The organism is Affinundibacterium flavidum (assembly GCF_014284175.1).
In the GTDB taxonomy this organism is placed as follows: domain Bacteria; phylum Pseudomonadota; class Gammaproteobacteria; order Burkholderiales; family Burkholderiaceae_D; genus Undibacterium; species Undibacterium flavidum.
The window spans coordinates 1-19964 of sequence record NZ_JACOGA010000007.1 but is presented as its reverse complement, the minus strand read 5'-3'; the positions used below and the strand labels follow the sequence as shown (position 1 = coordinate 19964).

20 protein-coding genes are annotated in these 19964 nt (G+C 47.6%); 2 read left to right on the top strand and 18 right to left on the bottom strand.

What is annotated here, in order from left to right:
• Positions 1–218 precede the first annotated feature (218 nt).
• The 15 genes from bioF to H8K55_RS08570 all read right to left on the bottom strand — a co-directional run bounded on the left by bioF (position 219) and on the right by H8K55_RS08570 (position 15808).
• The gene (gene bioF / locus H8K55_RS08640) at positions 219–1403 is read right to left on the bottom strand and encodes an 8-amino-7-oxononanoate synthase (RefSeq protein ID WP_186941692.1); all 1185 of its coding nucleotides are present in this window, start codon (positions 1401–1403) and stop codon (positions 219–221) included.
• Positions 1400–2767 carry an adenosylmethionine--8-amino-7-oxononanoate transaminase gene (bioA, locus tag H8K55_RS08635; protein WP_222612413.1) on the bottom strand — a complete coding sequence of 456 codons (1368 nt, stop codon included), beginning with the start codon at positions 2765–2767 and terminating at the stop codon, positions 1400–1402. Before bioA ends, bioF begins: the two co-directional genes overlap by 4 nt.
• Before the next feature lie 86 nt (positions 2768–2853).
• Entirely contained in the window at positions 2854–3156 is a 303-nt protein-coding gene (locus H8K55_RS08630; RefSeq protein WP_186941691.1) for a CPCC family cysteine-rich protein, read from the bottom strand.
• 361 nt (positions 3157–3517) lie between these two features.
• The gene (locus H8K55_RS08625; RefSeq protein WP_186941690.1) at positions 3518–4300 is read right to left on the bottom strand and encodes an enoyl-CoA hydratase/isomerase family protein; all 783 of its coding nucleotides are present in this window, start codon (positions 4298–4300) and stop codon (positions 3518–3520) included.
• 166 nt (positions 4301–4466) lie between these two features.
• Entirely contained in the window at positions 4467–6089 is a 1623-nt protein-coding gene (locus H8K55_RS08620; RefSeq protein ID WP_186941689.1) for a carboxyl transferase domain-containing protein, read from the bottom strand.
• A 163-nt stretch (positions 6090–6252) separates the two neighbouring features.
• Positions 6253–6630 (bottom strand): YchJ family protein, encoded by a 378-nt coding sequence (locus H8K55_RS08615; protein ID WP_186941688.1) that lies wholly within the window; start codon positions 6628–6630, stop codon positions 6253–6255.
• 187 nt (positions 6631–6817) lie between these two features.
• On the bottom strand, positions 6818–7114 hold the full coding sequence (locus tag H8K55_RS08610) for a DUF7660 family protein (protein ID WP_186941687.1): 297 nt from the start codon (positions 7112–7114) through the stop codon (positions 6818–6820).
• Between the two features lie 5 nt (positions 7115–7119).
• Entirely contained in the window at positions 7120–7518 is a 399-nt protein-coding gene (locus H8K55_RS08605) for a rhodanese-like domain-containing protein (RefSeq protein WP_186941686.1), read from the bottom strand.
• A gap of 163 nt (positions 7519–7681) precedes the next feature.
• Complete coding sequence (locus H8K55_RS08600) at positions 7682–8287, bottom strand: 2-hydroxychromene-2-carboxylate isomerase (protein WP_186941685.1); 606 nt, start codon at positions 8285–8287, stop codon at positions 7682–7684.
• A 141-nt stretch (positions 8288–8428) separates the two neighbouring features.
• Entirely contained in the window at positions 8429–9562 is a 1134-nt protein-coding gene (locus tag H8K55_RS08595; protein ID WP_186941684.1) for an acyl-CoA dehydrogenase family protein, read from the bottom strand.
• A 137-nt stretch (positions 9563–9699) separates the two neighbouring features.
• A complete protein-coding gene (locus H8K55_RS08590) occupies positions 9700–10368 on the bottom strand; it encodes an SDR family oxidoreductase (RefSeq protein ID WP_186941683.1) in 669 nt (222 codons plus the stop codon).
• Positions 10369–10621: 253 nt separating this feature from the next.
• Positions 10622–11803, bottom strand: a complete 1182-nt coding sequence (locus H8K55_RS08585; protein ID WP_186941682.1) for an acetyl-CoA C-acetyltransferase — start codon at positions 11801–11803, stop codon at positions 10622–10624.
• Positions 11804–11959: 156 nt separating this feature from the next.
• Complete coding sequence (aceK, locus tag H8K55_RS08580) at positions 11960–13726, bottom strand: bifunctional isocitrate dehydrogenase kinase/phosphatase (protein ID WP_186941681.1); 1767 nt, start codon at positions 13724–13726, stop codon at positions 11960–11962.
• A 210-nt stretch (positions 13727–13936) separates the two neighbouring features.
• Positions 13937–15121, bottom strand: coding sequence for an isovaleryl-CoA dehydrogenase (locus H8K55_RS08575; RefSeq protein ID WP_186941680.1), 1185 nt, complete (start codon positions 15119–15121; stop codon positions 13937–13939).
• 282 nt (positions 15122–15403) lie between these two features.
• Complete coding sequence (locus H8K55_RS08570; protein WP_186941679.1) at positions 15404–15808, bottom strand: MerR family transcriptional regulator; 405 nt, start codon at positions 15806–15808, stop codon at positions 15404–15406.
• Between the two features lie 399 nt (positions 15809–16207).
• Between H8K55_RS08570 and H8K55_RS08565 the strand changes: the two genes are divergently transcribed.
• Entirely contained in the window at positions 16208–17281 is a 1074-nt protein-coding gene (locus tag H8K55_RS08565; protein WP_186941678.1) for an MBL fold metallo-hydrolase, read from the top strand.
• Between the two features lie 12 nt (positions 17282–17293).
• Positions 17294–18205: a DMT family transporter gene (locus tag H8K55_RS08560; protein ID WP_186941677.1), complete on the top strand. Its 912-nt coding sequence runs from the start codon at positions 17294–17296 to the stop codon at positions 18203–18205.
• 219 nt (positions 18206–18424) lie between these two features.
• On the opposite strand, the gene H8K55_RS08555 is transcribed toward H8K55_RS08560, so the two are convergent.
• The 3 genes from H8K55_RS08555 to H8K55_RS08545 form a co-directional block, all read right to left on the bottom strand.
• On the bottom strand, positions 18425–18772 hold the full coding sequence (locus tag H8K55_RS08555; RefSeq protein ID WP_186941676.1) for a hypothetical protein: 348 nt from the start codon (positions 18770–18772) through the stop codon (positions 18425–18427).
• Positions 18773–18878: 106 nt separating this feature from the next.
• Positions 18879–19361: a hypothetical protein gene (locus H8K55_RS08550; RefSeq protein ID WP_186941675.1), complete on the bottom strand. Its 483-nt coding sequence runs from the start codon at positions 19359–19361 to the stop codon at positions 18879–18881.
• A gap of 9 nt (positions 19362–19370) precedes the next feature.
• Positions 19371–19964: hypothetical protein (locus tag H8K55_RS08545; protein ID WP_222612412.1), on the bottom strand; the 594-nt coding region annotated here is incomplete at its 5' end.

The following is a 19964-nucleotide window of genomic DNA, read 5'->3' as shown; positions in this document are numbered from 1 at the left end:
TTAAAACTGCATCGGATTTCAACCTGTGCTATTCAATCTTTACGTTCCCTCCCCTTCAAGGGGAGGGCTAGGGTGGGGATGGGTTTCAGTTCGGTAGGATAGTCATACTCATACATAATCGACTAAAACCCATCCCCATCCCAACCTTCCCCTTGAAGGGGAAGGGGTCAATAACCTCACTCTGCACCTCTGCATTGCAATTTTTTTCAGATTCAACATCAAACTTCCAAACCATTCACAGCATCAATCAACATAGCCAGATCTTCACTTGTATGCGCAGCCGACAAAGTAATTCGCAATCGTGCAGTTCCCACAGGCACCGTCGGCGGACGTATCGCTGGCACCCAAAAACCTTGTTCATACAAGCTCGCAGCCGCTAGTAAACTTTCTGCGTTATCGCCAATGACGATAGGCTGTACAGCAGTATCCGATGGCATCAAGGTCCATCGCTTCAATTTTAAATCACGTCGCAACTGTGCAATCAAGATTTGCAGATGGGCGCGGCGTGCTTGCCCTTCTTCACCTTGAATGATGTCCAAACTCGTCAACAAAGCATGCGCTAAAGCTGGTGGTGCTGCGGTGGTATAAATGTAAGGGCGCGCCTTATTCACTAACCACTCAATCACATCTTTATGCGCCGCAACGAAGGCCCCGCCAACGCCAGCGGACTTGCCTAGGGTTCCCATATAGACGATGTTAGGCGAATGCAAATCAAAATGTTCTAACACGCCGCGACCATATGCACCCAAGGCGCCAAAACCATGCGCATCGTCGATGACCAACCATGCATTAAATTCTTCACACAAAGCGAGCAATTCAGGTACAGGCGCGAGATTGCCATCCATACTAAATACGCTATCGCTGACGACAATTTTTGTGGCGGCTGTCGATGCTTGCAACATTGCTCGCAGACTCGCCACATCACCATGCGGATACACCTGCAATTTCGCTCGTGAGAGTTTTGCACCATCAATCAGTGAAGCATGGTTCAGCGATTCCGAAAACAATTCTGTTTCTTTACCCGACACTGCAGCCAAGCCTGCCAACACCGCAAGGTTCGCCATATAACCAGTGCAAAAATACAAGGCGCGAGCATCGACTAAATGCGGCGATACGAACTCAGCGAGCCTATCTTCCAGGATGGCATGAGCGCGACTATGGCCACTAATTAAATGCGAAGCACCGCTACCAACGCCATACAAATCCGCACCTTCTTGCAAGGCCGCAATGATCTTAGGATGTGCAGCCAGGCCGAGATAATCATTACTGCAAAACGCCAGCATGGCTTGTCCATCGACTTTGACACGCGGTGCACTGGGGCTCTCGGCATGACGACGGCGACGACGCAAACTCTTGCTATCTAATACTGCTAATTCGTTTTGAATTTGATCGAGCAAAATCACACTGTTTCTCCCATCACCTGATTGAAGACTTTCAGCATGCGTTCACCGACTAAACTAATCTCTTCTTGATTCAAAATATACGGCGGCATCAAATACACGGTGTTACCGATAGGCCGCAACAATAATTCTTCTTGCAAAGCTTGAGTGAAGAAGCGGCGTGAAAAAGTCTTAGCCGCAGATTCATCTTTTTCATTATCAAACACCGCATCAAAAGCCCACATCATGCCCTGTTGGCGGAAGTGTTTAACTTGAGCGTGTTGCGCCAGCGGTTGCAAAGCTTGCGTGATGGCTGCTGCCTTCACACGATTTTGCAGCAGCACGTCATCGCTTTCAAAAATTTCTAAAGTCGCCAATGCGGCGCGACAAGCCAAAGGATTACCGGTATAAGAATGTGAATGCAAGAAACCACGACGTACATCCGTATGATAAAAACCTTGATAAATATCATCGCGCGTCATCACCAAAGACAAGGGCAGATAACCACCACTGATACCCTTCGACAGACAAATGAAATCAGGCCAGATTTGTGCATTTTCGCAGGCGAAGAAAGTACCACTACGTCCACATCCGACCGCAATCTCATCGGCAATCAAATGCACCTGATATTGATCACACAAGGCGCGCACCAAACGCAAATATTCTGGATCGTGCATAGCGAAGCCAGTCGCACATTGCACCAAAGGTTCTAAAATCACTGCGGCAATTTTGCCTGTACGCTCTTGCAAACAACGTTCCATATCTGCAGCCGCACGACGCGCGACATCGATAGCGGATTCACCTTCGGCTGCCTGACGTGCATCAGGTGACATCACTACATGGGCATTACGTATCATTGGACCGTAGGCATCACGGAACAAAGCCACATCCGTTACTGCCAACGCACCTATAGTCTCGCCGTGATAACTACCTTTGAGGCAAATGAATTCTTGTTTTTCAGTTTGACCTTGATTACGCCAAAAATGAAAACTCATCTTCAAAGCAATTTCCGTCGCCGAAGCACCATCTGAAGCATAGAAACAATGACCGAGTACGCCGCCGGTCAATGTCGAAAGTTTTTCTGATAAACGAATGACAGGCTCGTGCGTAAAACCTGCCAGCATCGCATGTTCCAATTGATCCAGTTGCTGTTTTAATGCCGCATTGATGCGCGGATTGGCGTGACCAAATAAGTTAACCCACCATGAACTGATGCCATCTAAATAGCGTTTACCATCCATATCCACCAACCAGGCACCACGGCCATGACTCACCGGAATCAAAGGCATAGTCTCGTGATGCTGCATTTGCGTGCACGGATGCCACACGCTTTGCAGACTACGATTTACCCAATCGGATGTACTACCTGATGTATTCACTGCGTTCAATTCGATTCTAAAATTTAGTTCAACGCCTCAATTACCGGCGCAGCTTTGCTGCGGCCGGCGCCGAAGGCGCGTAGTTATTTGACTTGTTATATGTTTCTAGACTCATACTTCAAAGAATCTCGTTCTTCTTTGCTTATAACTACTCCGCGAAATTCATTGAGCCATGCACCGTATTTTTTGAAATTATTTCTTGCTTCTCTAAGAGTTAAATCTCGGTTGATATCTGACTGATTATCTAGATAAATTTCCTCATCAGTAACACAGTCGAAATCATCTTCCCAAAAGCAAACAGGGCACACCAAGCATTTTCCTCGCTCTGCTAGTGAATAATAATCACAGCATCCGCATTGAACGGGTTGCGTACCAATTTCGAATTCATACAACTTCATTTTATTGGCTCATACACATAATATTCTTGATAAAAAATTGAACCTGATACGAGATCCACTTTTCGCATTTTTTGTAGGGCGGGTGCAACCCGCGCGGTTGTTCGACCGTTAGGCGGCGCGGGTTGCACCCGCCCTACGATTTTGCTCTTAATCCCCTCTCCCGCAAGCGGGAGAGGGTTAGGGTGAGGGTATTTGAGATAGCTGCAATGCTTATTTGAACTGCTAATTCTTCAAAAACAGTCTCTATTTACGAGAGCAGTATTCTAAACGCCCCTCATCCCCTGCTCTTCTCCCGCTTGCGGGAGAAGGGAGTAAAAATCCCAAAAATTGCAATCTTACCAAAACCCGCCATTATACTTGATCACCCCAACCAGCTCGGCTTACGCTTCTCAAGGAAAGAACGCACGCCCTCACGCCCCTCCTCTGAAGCACGAATCACAGCGATACCTTCGACGGTACTCGCAATCAACTCAGGGGTAATTTCACGACCACCTACATCGCGCACCAATACTTTGGCTTGCGCTACTGCATTCGGGCTATTTGTCACTAAAGCCTTAACAATCTCCGCAACCTTCGCGCTCAAAACCTCGGCGGTCACGACCTCATGCACAAATCCGATACGCAAAGCTTGCACGGCATCGAAGCGTTCGGCAGTTAAGAAATAACGACGTGCGGCATTTTCGCCCATGGCCTTGATCACATACGGTGAAATCGTGGCCGGAATCAAACCAAGCTTGACTTCGCTCAAACAAAACTGCGCCGTGTCTACCGAAACAATCACGTCACAAGCTGCGACCAAGCCCATACCGCCGGCATAGCAATCACCTTGAACTTGCGCCACCACAGGTTTAGCGCAGGTATAAATCGCCGCTAACATCGCCGCCAATTGCCCTGCGTCTGCAAGGTTTTCGGCATGCGTATAGTCCGCCATTTTCTTCATCCAATTGAGATCAGCGCCCGCGCAAAATGCTGGGCCGTTGGCTGCCAGTACAATTGCACGGATACTGCTATCCTTACTCAATTCATTAAACACCTGCGTGATCTCCGCAATCGTCGTTTCGTTAAACGCATTGCGCACGTCAGGGCGATTTAAAGTCACAGTTGCGACTTTGTTCTCGCGGCTTAGTGTTAGGGTTTGGTACATGAGACTTCCTTCTTACGATTTTCTACAACTTCTCTGGAGGTAAGGTCACTGCGAAAAATTCAATTATCGGGATGCAGTGCAAGAAGCAAACCGGAGCAATATGTCGATATTGCGAGGATTTGCGACGCCGCAATGCGCCCGAGAATTGGATTTAGCGCGACGACCGTTACATGCGGAATATCCCAAATTTAGCATCTGGTATCGGTGCATTTAACGCAGCCGATAATCCCAATCCCAACACCATACGCGTATCAGCAGGATCAATCACACCATCGTCCCACAAGCGTGCAGACGCATAGTAAGGATGGCCTTGATGTTCGTATTGATCCTTGATCGGTTGCTTGAACGCAGCTTCTTCTTCCGCACTCCAACTACCGCCTTTACCTTCAATACCATCGCGGCGCACGGTTGCTAATACGCTTGCGGCTTGTTCGCCGCCCATGACAGAAATACGTGCATTCGGCCACATCCACATGAAGCGTGGGGAATAAGCACGACCACACATGCCGTAGTTACCAGCACCGAAACTGCCACCGATAATCACCGTGAACTTCGGCACATTCGCAGTTGCAACCGCCGTCACCATCTTGGCGCCATTGCGTGCAATACCTTCGTTTTCGTATTTACGTCCCACCATGAAGCCGGTGATGTTTTGCAAAAATACGAGAGGAATTTTGCGCTGGCTGCACAGCTCAATAAAATGCGTGCCCTTCAATGCAGATTCGGAAAACAAAATACCGTTATTGGCAATGATGCCGACTGGCATACCGTGAATATGCGCAAAACCGCACACCAAAGTCGTGCCATAACGCGCTTTGAATTCGTCAAAATGGCTGCCGTCGACCACGCGTGCAATCACTTCACGCACATCAAATGGCTTACGCGTATCGACCGGAATCACGCCATACAATTCACTGGCTGGATACTTCGGCTCTTCCACCGCCTTCATCACCACGGTTTGCGGTTTTTGACGATTTAGATTCGACACGATTTGACGCGCCATCGCTAAGGCATGCGTATCGTTCTGCGCTAAATGATCGACCACGCCAGATAAACGCGTATGTACATCGCCACCACCAAGGTCTTCGGCACTCACGACCTCACCTGTTGCGGCTTTCACCAACGGAGGACCACCGAGAAAAATTGTGCCTTGGTTTTTGACGATAATCGACTCATCACTCATCGCTGGCACATACGCACCACCAGCAGTACAGGAGCCCATTACCACAGCGATTTGCGGGATACCTTTGGCCGACATATTCGCTTGATTATAGAAAATACGTCCGAAGTGATCACGATCGGGGAACACATCATCTTGATTCGGCAAATTCGCACCACCGCTATCGACCAGGTAGATACATGGCAGATTATTTTGTTCGGCGATTTCTTGCGCACGCAAGTGCTTTTTCACCGTCATTGGATAATAGGTACCGCCCTTCACCGTCGCATCATTACAGACAATCACACACTCTTGCCCAGCGACGCGACCGATACCGGTAATCACGCCTGCGCTCGGTGCTGCATCGAGATCGTTCTTCTCTTTGTACATATTGAAGGCCGCGAGCTGCGAGAATTCAAGGAAGGGTGTGCCGGGATCGAGCAAGTTTTGCACGCGATCACGTGGCAAGAGTTTGCCGCGACCTAAATGCTTTTGGCGCGCTTCTTCGCCGCCACCCAAAGCGATCTTAGTGACTTTTTGTTTGAGGTCGTCAACCACTAATTGCATCGCTGCAGTGTTGGCTTTGAAGTCCTCAGAGCGAGGGTTTAATTTGGATTCTAGGGTTGTCATAATTTTTCCAGATTACTTACTACGCAATTGCTCAATTTTTTAAACCTCTCAACACAGAGACACGGAGACACTGAGAAAGACAAGAGAAAATCAAATATCTTTAAAAGAAATCGCTCTTCTCCGTTTTTTCTCTGTGTCTCTGTGCCTCCGTGTTGAGAGGTTTTTATTCATAAATTCCATCAACATAAAACCATTTTCCATCAAACTGCACGAAACGACTTTTCTCATGTAGGCGATGTGCTTTACCACCAATTTTGTAACGTGCGACGAATTCGACTGTCGCTTCTTTTTCTTGTGCTTCGTGTTTCTTCACTTCCAAACCTAACCACTTCGTCGCACCACCATCGACGATGCGTTCTTTGGGGCAAGTGCGCTCATCCCAAGTTGCACGCAAATAGGCTTCGTCATCGAGCGTGTAAGCAGTGTAACGCGAACGCATCAAGGCTTCTGCTGTTGGCGCTGCATCTCTACCGCTGATGTAGCGCTCGCAGCAGTTGGCAAATTCTTTGTTTGAGCCACAAGGGCAGATTGTTTTACTCACACTTTACCTATTTCACTAACTGTGCAGCACCTGTACATTCCCTCCCCTTCAAGGGGAGGGCTAGGGTGGGGATGGGTTTTGGCTGAGCAAGTAGTGTACTTAGCAAATTGATTGAAACCCATCCCCATCCCAACCTTCCCCTTGAAGGGGAAGGAGTTAAAACCAAATCAGACTACGCTGACTCGATTCACTCGTAAATTTTTCCCATATAAATGATCTCTGCAGCTCGACGCCATGGATTTTCTGATTTCTTGTAAAGCTCTGCGTCATTCTTAGATGATTGAGCCCAAGCCGATGCGGAGTCTAAAAATCCACCGATCGTTCCATTTTCCCATCCATTATGACCACGCCCATATGGCGAACTCGGCGATTCAGCTTCTTTTCTTTCGGCGTCGTACCAATCTTGAGACAAGCCTTCAATGAAACGCACAAACGACTCTTCACTATCAACTAATCCCAGCAATTCCTGAAGTTTTTCATCCATTATTCTTATACCTTCTTACTTTCTTTCACCGCCGTAAGCGCACCCGCCGCTTTCCAAGCACCAAAGCCACCATCAATATGCGCCACATTTTCCAAACCCATATCCTGCACAGTCTTAGTCGTCAACGCACTACGCCAACCCGCTGCACAAAACAAAATAAATTCTTTAGCTTCGCCAAACACCGGTTTGAAATAAGGCGAATCAGGATCAACCCAAAATTCGATCATGCCGCGTGGTGCGTGAAATGCGCCGGGAATGATACCTTCACGTTCGAGTTCACGAATATCACGCACGTCAACAAATTGCACATTCGGATCACCCAATTTCGCTTGCGCCTCAGCCACACTATAAGTTTTGATCTGCGCTGTCGCTTCATCGACTAATTGTTTGTAGCCTTTTTTCATTCTGTATCTCAGTAATTTCAAGCTCTGCGGATCTATCACAATTTCTAAACACCCCTCAACGCCGAGACGCTGAGACGCGGAGGAAAACCTTAAAAGAGAGGTTTCTCTGTTTTAGATTTCTCTGCGACTCAGCGCCTCGGCGTTGAGGGGTTTTATTTTTCAATCAAAACCCGCCGTTCGCTAACCACTTTTCTAATTGCGGTAAGCGATCATTACCCCAAAATGGCTCGCCATCCACAATCACCCAAGGCGCACCAAACACACCTTTGCTAACTGCTTCTTCGCAGGCCGAACGTAGTTGATCTTTGTAACGCTCATCATTGCAAGCCGCCGCTGCGGCAGTGCCATCGAGTCCCATCTGCATTACATAATTGGATAACCATGCGATATCATTCAAACCTGAAGGCTCTGAAAAATAGGCTTTGGTCACACCGCGCGTGAATTCGCCGACGCGTTCGGGAGCGACTTCTTTCATCCACAAACAGACTCTTGCTGTATTTTGTGTATTGATGGGAAACGGTTCCGGCAACACAAATGGCAAGTCTGCGTAACGCGCTGAGCGTTCCATATCATGTTTGTGATAATTCGCCATCACAGGTGGCCGCATCGTTAATGGACTGGAATTAGTCGACTTGAATACGACACCTAACAGCATAGGTTTCCACTCAATCTCGCGTCCATATTTTGCCGCGAGTTCTTCTATCACTTGCGTGGTCAAATAGGCGTACGGTGAAACGTAGTCAAACCAGTATTCGATGCGATTGCTCATATTCGTTCTCAAGTAAAAATACGATTGATTTAGAACCCCTCAACGCCGAGACGCTGAGAACATCGAGATGAGAGAAAACCTCTGTTTTAAGGTTTTACTCCGCGCCTCTGCGTCTCGGCGTCGAGAGGTTTTACGACAAAACTAATCCAACAAGCCACGGCCAATCAAAATTTTCTGAATATCCGAACTACCTTCATAAATCTGACACACACGCACATCGCGATAAATACGCTCAACCGGGAAATCGCTGACATAACCATAACCGCCGTGAATTTGTATCGCGTCTGAGCAAACTTTCTCCGCCATTTCAGAAGCAAACAATTTTGCCATCGCCGCTTCTTTCAGACATGGTTTGCCAGCATCTTTCATGCTCGCTGCATGCCAGATCAATTGGCGTGCAGCTTCGATTTGGGTGGCCATATCCGCTAAGCGAAATTGCACTGCCTGATGTTCAAAAATCGCTTTACCGAATGTACGGCGGTCTTTCGCATAAGCTAATGCTGCTTCAAATGCGGCGCGTGCCATACCAACGGATTGGGAAGCAATACCGATACGACCACCTTCTAAGCCAGACAAAGCAATTTTGTAGCCTTGACCTTCTTCACCTATCAAATTCGCAGCGGGGATGCGGCAATTTTCAAACAGGATTTGTGCGGTATCGGATGAGTGTTGCCCCATTTTATGTTCGAGGCTGGCGACGATATAACCCGGCGTTTTGGTATCAACCCAAAATGCGCTGATGCCTTTTTTACCTGCGGCTTTATCGGTCACTGCCATCACGATCGCCACGTCAGCATGCTTGCCGCTGGTGATGAATTGCTTCACGCCGTTCAAGACGTATTCATCGCCGTCACGCTTGGCAGTCGTACGCAAATCAGAAGCATCACTGCCTGCATGCGGTTCAGTTAAGCAAAACGCACCTAGCATCTCGCCTTGCGCTAATGGGCGCAGCCATTGTTCTTTTTGTTCTGCATTGGCATACATCATACCGATGCTGCATACCGGGCAGTTATTCACTGACACCACAGTTGAGGTGCCACCGTCACCTGCAGCGATCTCTTCCAACACCAAAGCCAGCGACAAATAATCCATACCTGCGCCGCCGAGCTCTTCTGGCACCGCCACACCATACGCGCCCATCGCGGCTAACTCTTTAAGTTCTTCAGCGGGGAAGTGATGTTCTTTGTCCCAACGTGCAGCATTTGGCGTGATGCGCTCTTGCACAAAGCTGCGCACAGCGTCGCGGATCATTTCGTGTTCTGATGTTAGTTGCATGTCTTACTCGTTTCTAAAAATTTTTTTAAACCCCTCAACGCCGAGACGCGGAGGCGCAGAGAAAATCGAAAACAGAGAAACCTCTTCTTTAAGGTGTTCCTCAGCGCCTCTGCGTCTCGGCGTTGAGGGGTTTTCGCTCACCAATCCAAGCACTCTCCGTCATAATTCAAAAATTGCCCATTCTGCGCACGACTACTTTCCGCAATTACTTCGCGCATTCCAGCCACGCTGACGTCGACGCTAATCTCTGCACCTGCGCCGCCCATATCGGTTTGCACCCATCCCGGATGAAAGGCAATGCATGTCGCCTTTTGCGTACTGAGCGACACATCTTTCAATACGGAATTCAATGCCGCTTTGCTGGCGCGATACAGCCATGCTACGGCGTTCTCACGCAGGCTTATCGAACCCATACCGGACGACAACACCGCTAACTTGCCACTTGCATTTTCGACCATAGGCAATACCAAAGGTAACAAGCGCATCGCCGCTAGCACATTGGTGTGCATCACCTGATCAAATTCACCTTGCTCTGGCGCCTGCAAACCGCTAGTTCTGGTGCCAAACACACCGGCGTTTAAAATCGCGACATCGATTTTTTCATCATCAAGACGCCATGCCAAACCCGCGCAATCGTTCAAGCTATTCACGTCCAAAGGCAGGGCTTCACAACCATTAGCAGTCAATTGTGCGAGGTCGTCGGATTTGCGTGCGGTGGCGATTACACGCCAGCCTGCCGCTTTGTACTGTCGCGCAAATTCGAGGCCAATACCACGCGAGGCTCCGATGATTAAGGCTGTGGGCATTGCTTTTGCTCCGTTATCTACTTCTACCAAAAGCGCAAATTACACGCTGTTCTTTATTCATTTTCTGCAGGTCGTGACGCCCTGTTCACTCCTTCCCCTTCAAGGGGAAGGTTGGGATGGGGATGGGTTTCGGTCGATTAACTTTGCAGCTTTATCAACGAACACCCATCCCCACCCTAGCCCTCCCCTTGAAGGGGAGGGGAAGCCGACATATACCGTCTTGCATAACTTCGCCCTAAAAAACTAAGGGCAATTACACCAACTCAATCGCCATCGCAGTCGCTTCACCACCGCCGATACACAGAGAAGCCACGCCACGCTTACCGCCACGTGCTTTCAAGGCACCGATCAAGGTCACGATGATACGTGCACCGGATGCGCCGATTGGATGACCCAATGCACATGCACCACCGTGTACGTTCATCTTATCGTGCGAAATGCCGAGGTCGTGCATAGCTGCCATCGGTACTGCTGCGAAGGCTTCATTGACTTCAAACAAATCCACGTCCGCTGTCGTCCAACCGATTTTTTTGTAGAGTTTTTCGATAGAGCCAACTGGCGCAGTGGTGAACCAACCTGGTTCTTGCGCATGGGTTGCATGGCCGAGGATTTTTGCAATCGGGGTCAAGCCTAATTCTTTGGCTTTTGATTCGCGCATCAAGACTAATGCTGCTGCGCCGTCGTTAATCGAAGAAGATGATGCTGCTGTAATCGTGCCGTCTTTTTTGAAGGCTGGTTTCAAGTTTGGAATCTTGTCGAGCTTGGCTTTCAATGGACCTTCGTCCTTGTCGATCACGACATCGCCACTACGACCTGAAACCGTTACCGGAGCGATTTCCCAAGAAAATGCGCCGCTGCTGGCTGCGTTTTGTGCGCGGGTGACTGAGGCGATGGCGAATGCATCTTGCGCTTCGCGTGTGAAACCATACTTAGCGGAACAGTCTTCTGCGAAAGTGCCCATAGAACGACCTTTGTCATAAGCATCTTCCAAACCATCAAGCATCATATGATCCATGATCGTGCCGTGACCAATACGATAACCGCCACGAGCTTTCGGGATGATGTAAGGGGCATTCGTCATTGACTCCATACCGCCAGTCACCAAGACCTCGTTACTACCAGCCAAGAGTGAATCGTAAGCCATCATGGTCGCCTTCATCGCGGAACCACACATCTTAGACAAAGTGACGGCACCAGTAGAAAACGGCAAACCTGCTGCCAACAAAGCTTGGCGCGCTGGCGCTTGTCCTTGACCTGCCATCAAGCAGTTACCAAATAGCACTTCTTCGACGAGTTCTGGTTTCACACCGGCACGTTCAACTGCCGCTTTGATGGCAACTGCACCGAGTTGACTCGCAGTTAAAGAAGCGAAATCACTTTGAAACGCACCCATAGGAGTACGAGCTGCGCCGACGATTGCGATAGGATCATTCATGGTTTTCTCCAGTTACTTGTTGTTTATCGAAAATACTTTTTAAACCCCTCAACGCTGAGACGCAGAGGCGCAGAGAAAATCGAAAACAGAGAAAACCTCTCTTCTAAGGTTTTACTCAGCGTCTCGGCGCCTCGGCGTTGAGGGGTTTTAACGAATTTACATGTTCATAAATCTTATATTCTGCGGATAAGGAAAAACATCATCCACTTTCCCTCTCACAATTCTTTCTTTACGCTCTTGCCAATATTGCGCTGTCAGCAAGTCGGCGTGGTGTTTCATAAAATATTCTTTGACCTTGGCATTGCCCAATAAGAAGGTACCAAACTGTTCAGGAAATACATCGTACTTCCCTATTGGATACCAAGGTTCTGCCGACATTTCATCTTCTTCATTGCGTGGTAAAGGTATCGTTCTGAAATTACAATCAACAATGGTTTCTATCTCATCGTAGTCATAGAAAACGACACGTTTATGACGCGTTACGCCGAAGTTTTTATACAGCATATCGCCGGGGAAAATATTTGCACCAACCAGCTCTTTGATCGCATTGCCGTATTCAACTATCGCGTGTTCCAGCGCGGCGTCATCACCTCTTTGCTCCGCCTCAGTCAGCCAAATATTGAGAGGCGTCATGCGACGTTCTATGTACAGATGTTTAATGATGACTTCGTCTTCATTCACCTCAAGTATCGACGGCGCATAACGACGAATTTCTGCGAGTAAATCTTCGGAAAAACGAGCGCGTGGAAACGCCACGTCAGAATATTCCAAAGTATCTGCGAGGCGACCTACGCGATCATGGTTTTTCACCAGCAAATATTTTTCTTTGATTAAAGCTTTGCTGGTTTCCTTCGGTGGAGGGAAGCTGTCTTTGATTAACTTAAACACATACGGGAAAGACGGCAGTGCAAACACCAGCATCACCAGGCCACGAATACCGGGTGCCGCTTCTATCATGTCTGACGAATACTTTAGATGGTGTAAGAAGTCACGGTAGAACAAATTCTTGCCATGCTTTTGCAAACCCAGCATGGTGTAGATTTCACTACGCGGCTTGCGCGGTAAGATGCTGCGGATAAATTGGACGTAAGCCGAAGGCACATCCATATCAACCATAAAGTAGGCACGCGTAAATGAGAACAAGACCGTGATGTGCATGTTATCAAACAGCACAGTATCCAAAATTAATTCACGATTTTTATTATGAATGATAGGAATCACGAACGGCATTTCTTGATTGCCGTTGATGCTCTTGCCGATGATGTAAGCGGTCTTATTGCGGAAGAACAAATTCGCCAACACCTGTAATTGGTGATTCGGCTCAAAGCGCGTATCGCCAAACTGTTCCAATAAACGCGCTTCGACTTTGGCAATATCCACATCCAGATGCGCAAACGGTGTTTGCAATTGAAAGTTCGTGACTATGCGCTTCAGACTAAAACTCAGGCCATCAGCGGAGGGGTAATACACGCGATAAGTCGCTGGCGTATCTTCACGTTCTATGTAATCTGTGGCTGTCGCCGGACGCACAAAAATAAAGTCATTGTGAAAATAAGTACGATGCAAGAGCTTGGTGCAGACGGTGTTAAAAAATGTCTCTGCCAACTCGGGACGCAGATGATCAATCAGCAAACCCATGTAATGCAGCTTCACTTCACGCCACACCTCATCGGTCAGATCTTCACTTTCGTATTCATCCTCCAGAATTAGTACGCATTCCTTAACGCGCGTATCGTAATAAGCAATCCGCTCACGCGCATCATCTTGCGCCGCTTTCCAATCACCACGTTCAAAACGCTGCTTTGCCGCCTGCGTCGTCGCCCGAAATACTCGATAGTGCTTATCGAAGCCGTCGAGTATCGTCCTTGCAATGTCGAATGCAATTTGCGAAGACAATAATTTAGGGAAGGCGATTTGGGGCATGCGCGTCAACCGTTTCAAAATCTCTCAATACAAACTAGCGACATCACCGGTTCGGCGATTCTTTTTAACGTACTACACGTATTCATTTAGGCTTTGATGTCGAGATATTCGATTATCCGAATGCAGTCCTAGGCGCCACCCGCAGCAATATGTCGATATTGCGAGGACGGGGCAACAACGGAATGCATCGGAGAATCGGATATATCGATATCAAAGTGTCTCAGCGAACAGCTCGCGACCTATCAGCATACGGCGAATTTCGCTCGTACCGGCACCAATCTCATACAACTTCGCATCACGCCACAAGCGGCCAACTGGATATTCGTTGATGTAACCATTACCACCCAAAGTCTGAATCGCTTCACCCGCCATCCAAGTCGCTTTTTCTGCTGAATACAAAATCGCACCAGCCGCGTCTTTGCGCAAAGCACGTACTGCCTCTGGTGTTTTCGCACGGTCACAAGCTTGACCAACTGCATAGACGTAAGCCTTGCATGCCATCATGGTGGAATACATATCCGCGAGTTTGCCTTGCATTAATTGGAATTCACCGATGGCTTGACCGAATTGTTTACGGTCATGGATGTAGGGAACCACTTCATCCATACAAGCTTGCATGATGCCGAGTGGGCCGCCGGACAAGACGGTACGTTCAAAGTCGAGACCAGACATCAATACATTCACACCCTTGCCTACGCCACCCAATACGTTTTCTACTGGCACTTCGCAATCTTGGAAAACCAATTCACCGGTGTGGGAACCGCGCATACCTAGCTTGTCGAGTTTCTGCGCAATGCTGAAACCTTTATAGCCTTTTTCGATGATGAACGCTGTCATGCCACGTGGTCCAGCTTCCAGATCAGTCTTCGCGTACACCACCAAAGTATCCGCATCAGGACCATTCGTGATCCACATTTTGGAACCGTTCAAAACATAGCGATCGCCTTTTAAATCAGCGCGTAACTTCATACTAACTACGTCAGAACCGGCATTTGGCTCAGACATCGCGAGAGCACCGACGTGATCGCCGGAAATCAATTTTGGTAAATATTTCGCTTTTTGTTCTGCATTGCCATTACGGTTAATTTGATTCACGCATAGATTAGAATGCGCGCCGTATGACAAACCAACGGAAGCAGAAGCACGGGAGATTTCTTCCATCGCGATGATGTGCGCGAGGTAACCCATATTCGCGCCACCGTATTCTTCGGAGACCGTCATACCATGCAAACCCATGTCGCCGATTTTTTTCCAAAGATGCATAGGGAATTGATCGGTTCTGTCCATTTCCGCAGCGAGTGGTGCGATTTCGGCCGCAGCAAATTGCTGAACAGCTTCGCGCAAAGCGGCGATGTCTTCGCCATGATCAAAAGTTAAACCTAGTAAGTGCAGCATAGTGTCCTCGATTTGTAGAAAAAATAGAGCGCAGATTTAATGCATTTTAAAACCTCTCAACGCCGAGGCGCAGAGACGCGGAAAAATCGAAAACAGAGAAAACCTCTCTTTTAAGGTTTTACTCAGCGTCTCGGTGCCTCGGCGTTGAGGGGTTTTAGATTACACCCGCAGTACTATTTATTGCGATAAGTTAAAGCGATTAATATTGATAATTTCAAACACAAAAAATGATACTTCTAATTGACGTTAACGTAAACGTCAATTCAAACTATTTGTAATTACTTATTGCGAGCTCGATTTTGTCTTATTAACAATTCCCAACAAGCGCTGGCTTTCTTCTTCGTGCGCGGTGATTTCGTCTAGCATGACTTCAATGTCTTCACGCTGTTGCTCCAAAGAAGCACGGTGCTTCGCCAATACGTCCAAGAAACTTTTAAGCTGAACTTCGGTGTCTTTGGGTGAGTCATACATCGTCACCAGGTGTTTGATTTCGGACAAGCTCAAACCCAAACGCTTGCCACGTAAAGTCAATTTCAGGTGTGTGCGCTCACGTGCTGAGTACACGCGATTGCGTCCACTGGGACCTTCACGGCTAGGACTGATCAAGCCCTGATCTTCGTAAAAGCGAATTGCACGGGGCGTAATATCGAACTCTTTTGCCAATTCGGTAATTGTATAAGTTGCCATTGCTAGAATTTTTTCAAAGTTTTTTCTGTATGCGACACAAGAAAGTTATCTTAAAAACACCCAAAAAATCTCGGTGAATTCTCGCAAAAATCGCGATAAGACCAACATCAATTGCGTTTTGAACTTAGAATCTTACCTGAAACGCAGTTAACGTAAACGTCAATTTACATTATGCGCCTAAAACTCTGCATCAACCCAGATTTTCCATTAGGATTTGCGATGATGACAGATGCACTTTTCGAGACAGTTTTGATGCGAATGAGGCGCCAATAGCTTGCTATTGGCAACGAAGAGCAACAAAAATGGCCGAAAATGCGCTGTCAGCACGCAAATAGCACCGTAGGTGCGCCTAATGGAAAATCTGGGTTCAATACACTGTTGCGCCACATACACATAGCCATGAATCATCAAGAACAAGCATTGCATTACCCTCTCAATGACAAACTACCAGAGGCGGGTCAAACCATAGAAATTGCCCCCGGCGTGTTGTGGATCAGAATGGGCTTGCCGTTTGCGCTCAATCACATCAACTTATGGTTGATCGAAGACATCTACCAAACCGATGCGGGTCCCGCGCACGGTTGGACTGTGGTCGATTGCGGCATCAATAGCGATGCCACGCGCGATGCTTGGGAAATTTTATTTGCCTCGCATCTCAAAGGTTTGCCGATCGTGCGTGTGATCGCCACCCACTGCCATCCAGACCATGTCGGCAGCGCAGATTGGCTGTGCACTTTGTGGAATGCACCGCTCTACATGAGCACGGGTGAATACGCCTTTGCACGCATGATGTCAGCTGGCTTGCCGGGGGTCGATGGCTCAGCGATGTTCCCGCACTTCCGCAAACATGGCATGGTCACTGCCGACATGCAGGAAAAAATTCAAGAACGCAAAACTTATTACACACGCTTAGTACCGACCGTACCAACTTCCTATCACCGCTTGCAAGATGGACAGGACATCACGATAGGCCAACATGCGTGGCGCATCATTACCGGTTTTGGACATTCGCCCGAACACGTATCTCTGTATTGCGCAGCGTTAAATTGCCTGATCTCAGGCGATATGGTGTTGCCGCGTATTTCAACCAATGTCTCGGTATTTGCTGCAGAACCAGAAGCCAACCCAGTAAAGCAATATCTGGATTCTTTAAGCAAGTACGCGGATCTGCCAGCAGATGTCTTAGTGCTGCCATCGCATGGCAAGCCTTTCACCGGCCTCCATACACGCATCCAACAATTGCGAGATCATCACGCGGAACGTTTGCAAGAAGTGTTGGATGCCTGCACCACACCTTTGTCGGCGCACGATATCGTACCGATCATGTTCAAACGCCCGCTCGATGCACATCAGCTGACGTTCGCACTGGGCGAGGCGTTGGCACATTGCCACCACCTGTGGTTTGAAGGCAAATTGAAGCGCCGTTTAGATGCTGATGATGTCTATCGCTTTGTTCGCAGTTCGACTAACTGATCTGGCAACACTATGAACAAGCCACCTTTATCGGTTTACCTGAAGCTCGTTTGTGTCGCTCTATTCTGGGGTGGTACGTTTATCGCGGGTCGCATCGTGTCGACTGAAATTCCACACATGATCGCAGCCACTGGACGTTTTCTGGTCGCCTGCGTGTTTTTATTGTTGCTCGCATGGCGTGTAGAAGGTGGCTTGCCTAAACTCACGAGACAACAAAAACATGCGACCTTTGGCCTCGGTGCAACTGGTATTTTTCTGTACAACATTTGTTTTCTCGCGGCCTTAGAGCGCATGCCCGCAGGTCGTAGCGCGCTATTTGTTTCACTCAGTCCCATCGTCACTGCATTGAGCATGGCAGCCTTATTTCGCGAGCGTTTAGGTGGACTTAAATGGTTAGGCATTGCTATCGCCTTCGTCGGCGCAACTATCGTGCTGACGCGTGGCGATGTATTCGCCGTTGTTCATGACATTTCCAGCTCTATGGGTGTGGGTGAATTATTCATGCTAGGTGCAGTTGGCTCCTGGACCGCTTACACCATACTCGGCAAGCACGCGCTCAAGGGTTTGACACCGATTGCAGCAACTACTTATGCTTCTCTGTGGGGATTACTCTTACTCAGCATGGGCGCACTCAATCAATTGCCTCTATTAGATACCAGCAAACTGACTTGGCAAGTCATCAGCGCAATCATTTTCCTCGGCATTTTCGGCACGGTGATCGGTTTTGTCTGGTACTACGAAGGCGTCAAAGCCATAGGCCCTGCACGCACGGCAGTGTTCAATAATTTGGTACCAGTATTCGGCGTTGCACTCAGCAGCATCATGCTGAACGAACCTGTGTTGATTTCTATGGTGCTGGGTGGATTGCTGGTGATAGCAGGTGTGTCATTGACGAATCGGGTATCGTCAAGCCAGAGTACATAGCGTAAATTATCCCACGCTGATCTGCCGCGGTACCAATTTAAGAGCGAATATTTTTTCAGTATCTAGGGCGTGTTGACCTACTATCGACACATTCAAAGAAAAACACCCTTATCCGCGAGCCAATATTCAAACTTATCACTGTTTTCGATAACTAGCATTTATATTTATTTTCCCACTTTAAAAAGAATTCCAGCTTCCTCAAGCTCTTTCAATAACGGCTTAGAAGTCTTTCGGTGTTTTCAGAGCAACGTATATGGAACTAACCACTGGATCTGGATCAATTCCAAAATCTTCTGATCCAATCCTAAGCGTATCATCAAGAAAACTATATCCCCAGTCCTCAAGCTTTGGTATTAATCCAATGGTGCTCAACTCACTGACAACTTCAGATAAAACTCTGCGAACAAGTTGCACCCCACTCAAAAAAACTTGACTGTGCCTAAATACTTCAACACCATCCACTTGATCGTTCGCGTCGTGGTAAATATGAACTCCCACTGATCTGAATGCATCAGTCGTATTGATTGAATCTTCAGTTTTCTTAAATTCTCTAAATTCGAGATTCATGACAGCTCTCGCATTAGACCTAGGCATTCCTGCAATAAGCTTCCCAAATCTTGACGGTGGATGAAAGATAAGGTCCATAATACGTATCCGACTACTGATAAGATTGCTATCTAACAAGAGCTAAATCGACTAAAAAAACTTGTTCCTGCTCATCTTCTTGTGGATTTAGAAAACAATAATTTACTCGTCCGATACTTATTGCTTTATAGAGAAATTCACCACTATTTGAATAGACAGCACGCTCAATGGCAACCTTCCCCTCTTGTCGTGTTTGATTCAATATATCAACATATTTTCCAGTTGTGCCATTCAGTAAGTTACTAGGTGGTACATTTTTAGGAGCATCCTTTCCTAAGGCTGGGTCTCCAAATAAATGCCTTTTTAGAGCGTCTAAGTTAGTTGCCCAGAAGACTTTCGTAATGAACGGTGCATTTGGATCTCCTAGCTCAAAATTTCTGTTATGTGTCTGTGTTTTCACATAAGTATTAGTTTCAATTTCAAAAATACCGTCAATAATAGGATCTCCATAATCGCCAATAGCCGAAAGTGGCGTCCAAACACGCAAGTTTAAAATGTCATTCCAATTCATGAGTTTCCCCTATTTCGGCCACTTAAATATTTCGGGTCTGACGTTACCATTCTTAATCGTCTCCAATATTTTCGATTTATATGGACTGTCAGGCCAGTTCTGAACCGTATTTTGAACTTCTTCAGTCCACGACTTCACTTTCTTCTGTGGAATAGTACGAGGAAAGCTACCACCAGAAGCTCTATATTTTGAGTCGGTAATATAGACAATTCCCTCTTCTGGGTCATATGTTGCATAGTCCACACCTCGCGCTGAGGCTTTGCCAGGCTTAATAATCCCAAGACGTCCATTTTCAATACTTTGTTGATATCCGTTTAGTTCAGCAATAGTGGCATTGATTTCTGAATTTGGACTTCTTCCTTTATTCACTTTTGCGAGAACCTCTCCACTTTCATTTTTCTCAGACATTACTATACCAAGCCCAACATGCGGCTGGATCGGCGTCGCAATAATATTATTTCCCTCGGGCTTGCTGACCGGATTCACAAGAACGCCAGAATCCGCGTCCGGTCTATCTATCGGCTTTCCTTCAAGCACTGGCCGACTTCGCGGACGTGATTTTGTTTCGCCCGTATGACTCGGCCCCTTCACCGGATCAATTGG

Excerpts from the sequence above, each read along its gene's own strand:
- H8K55_RS08630 (WP_186941691.1), bottom strand. The coding sequence starts at position 3,156 with ATGAAGTTGTATGAATTCGAAATTGGTACGCAACCCGTTCAATGCGGA.
- H8K55_RS08575 (WP_186941680.1), bottom strand. The coding sequence starts at position 15,121 with ATGCTGCACTTACTAGGTTTAACTTTTGATCATGGCGAAGACATCGCC.
- H8K55_RS08555 (WP_186941676.1), bottom strand. The coding sequence starts at position 18,772 with ATGAATCTCGAATTTAGAGAATTTAAGAAAACTGAAGATTCAATCAAT.
- H8K55_RS08565 (WP_186941678.1), top strand. The coding sequence starts at position 16,208 with ATGAATCATCAAGAACAAGCATTGCATTACCCTCTCAATGACAAACTA.
- H8K55_RS08595 (WP_186941684.1), bottom strand. The coding sequence starts at position 9,562 with ATGCAACTAACATCAGAACACGAAATGATCCGCGACGCTGTGCGCAGC.
- H8K55_RS08550 (WP_186941675.1), bottom strand. The coding sequence starts at position 19,361 with ATGAATTGGAATGACATTTTAAACTTGCGTGTTTGGACGCCACTTTCG.
- H8K55_RS08560 (WP_186941677.1), top strand. The coding sequence starts at position 17,294 with ATGAACAAGCCACCTTTATCGGTTTACCTGAAGCTCGTTTGTGTCGCT.
- H8K55_RS08585 (WP_186941682.1), bottom strand. The coding sequence starts at position 11,803 with ATGAATGATCCTATCGCAATCGTCGGCGCAGCTCGTACTCCTATGGGT.
- aceK (WP_186941681.1), bottom strand. The coding sequence starts at position 13,726 with ATGCCCCAAATCGCCTTCCCTAAATTATTGTCTTCGCAAATTGCATTC.
- H8K55_RS08620 (WP_186941689.1), bottom strand. The coding sequence starts at position 6,089 with ATGACAACCCTAGAATCCAAATTAAACCCTCGCTCTGAGGACTTCAAA.
- H8K55_RS08625 (WP_186941690.1), bottom strand. The coding sequence starts at position 4,300 with ATGTACCAAACCCTAACACTAAGCCGCGAGAACAAAGTCGCAACTGTG.
- H8K55_RS08605 (WP_186941686.1), bottom strand. The coding sequence starts at position 7,518 with ATGAAAAAAGGCTACAAACAATTAGTCGATGAAGCGACAGCGCAGATC.
- H8K55_RS08610 (WP_186941687.1), bottom strand. The coding sequence starts at position 7,114 with ATGGATGAAAAACTTCAGGAATTGCTGGGATTAGTTGATAGTGAAGAG.
- H8K55_RS08570 (WP_186941679.1), bottom strand. The coding sequence starts at position 15,808 with ATGGCAACTTATACAATTACCGAATTGGCAAAAGAGTTCGATATTACG.
- H8K55_RS08600 (WP_186941685.1), bottom strand. The coding sequence starts at position 8,287 with ATGAGCAATCGCATCGAATACTGGTTTGACTACGTTTCACCGTACGCC.
- H8K55_RS08590 (WP_186941683.1), bottom strand. The coding sequence starts at position 10,368 with ATGCCCACAGCCTTAATCATCGGAGCCTCGCGTGGTATTGGCCTCGAA.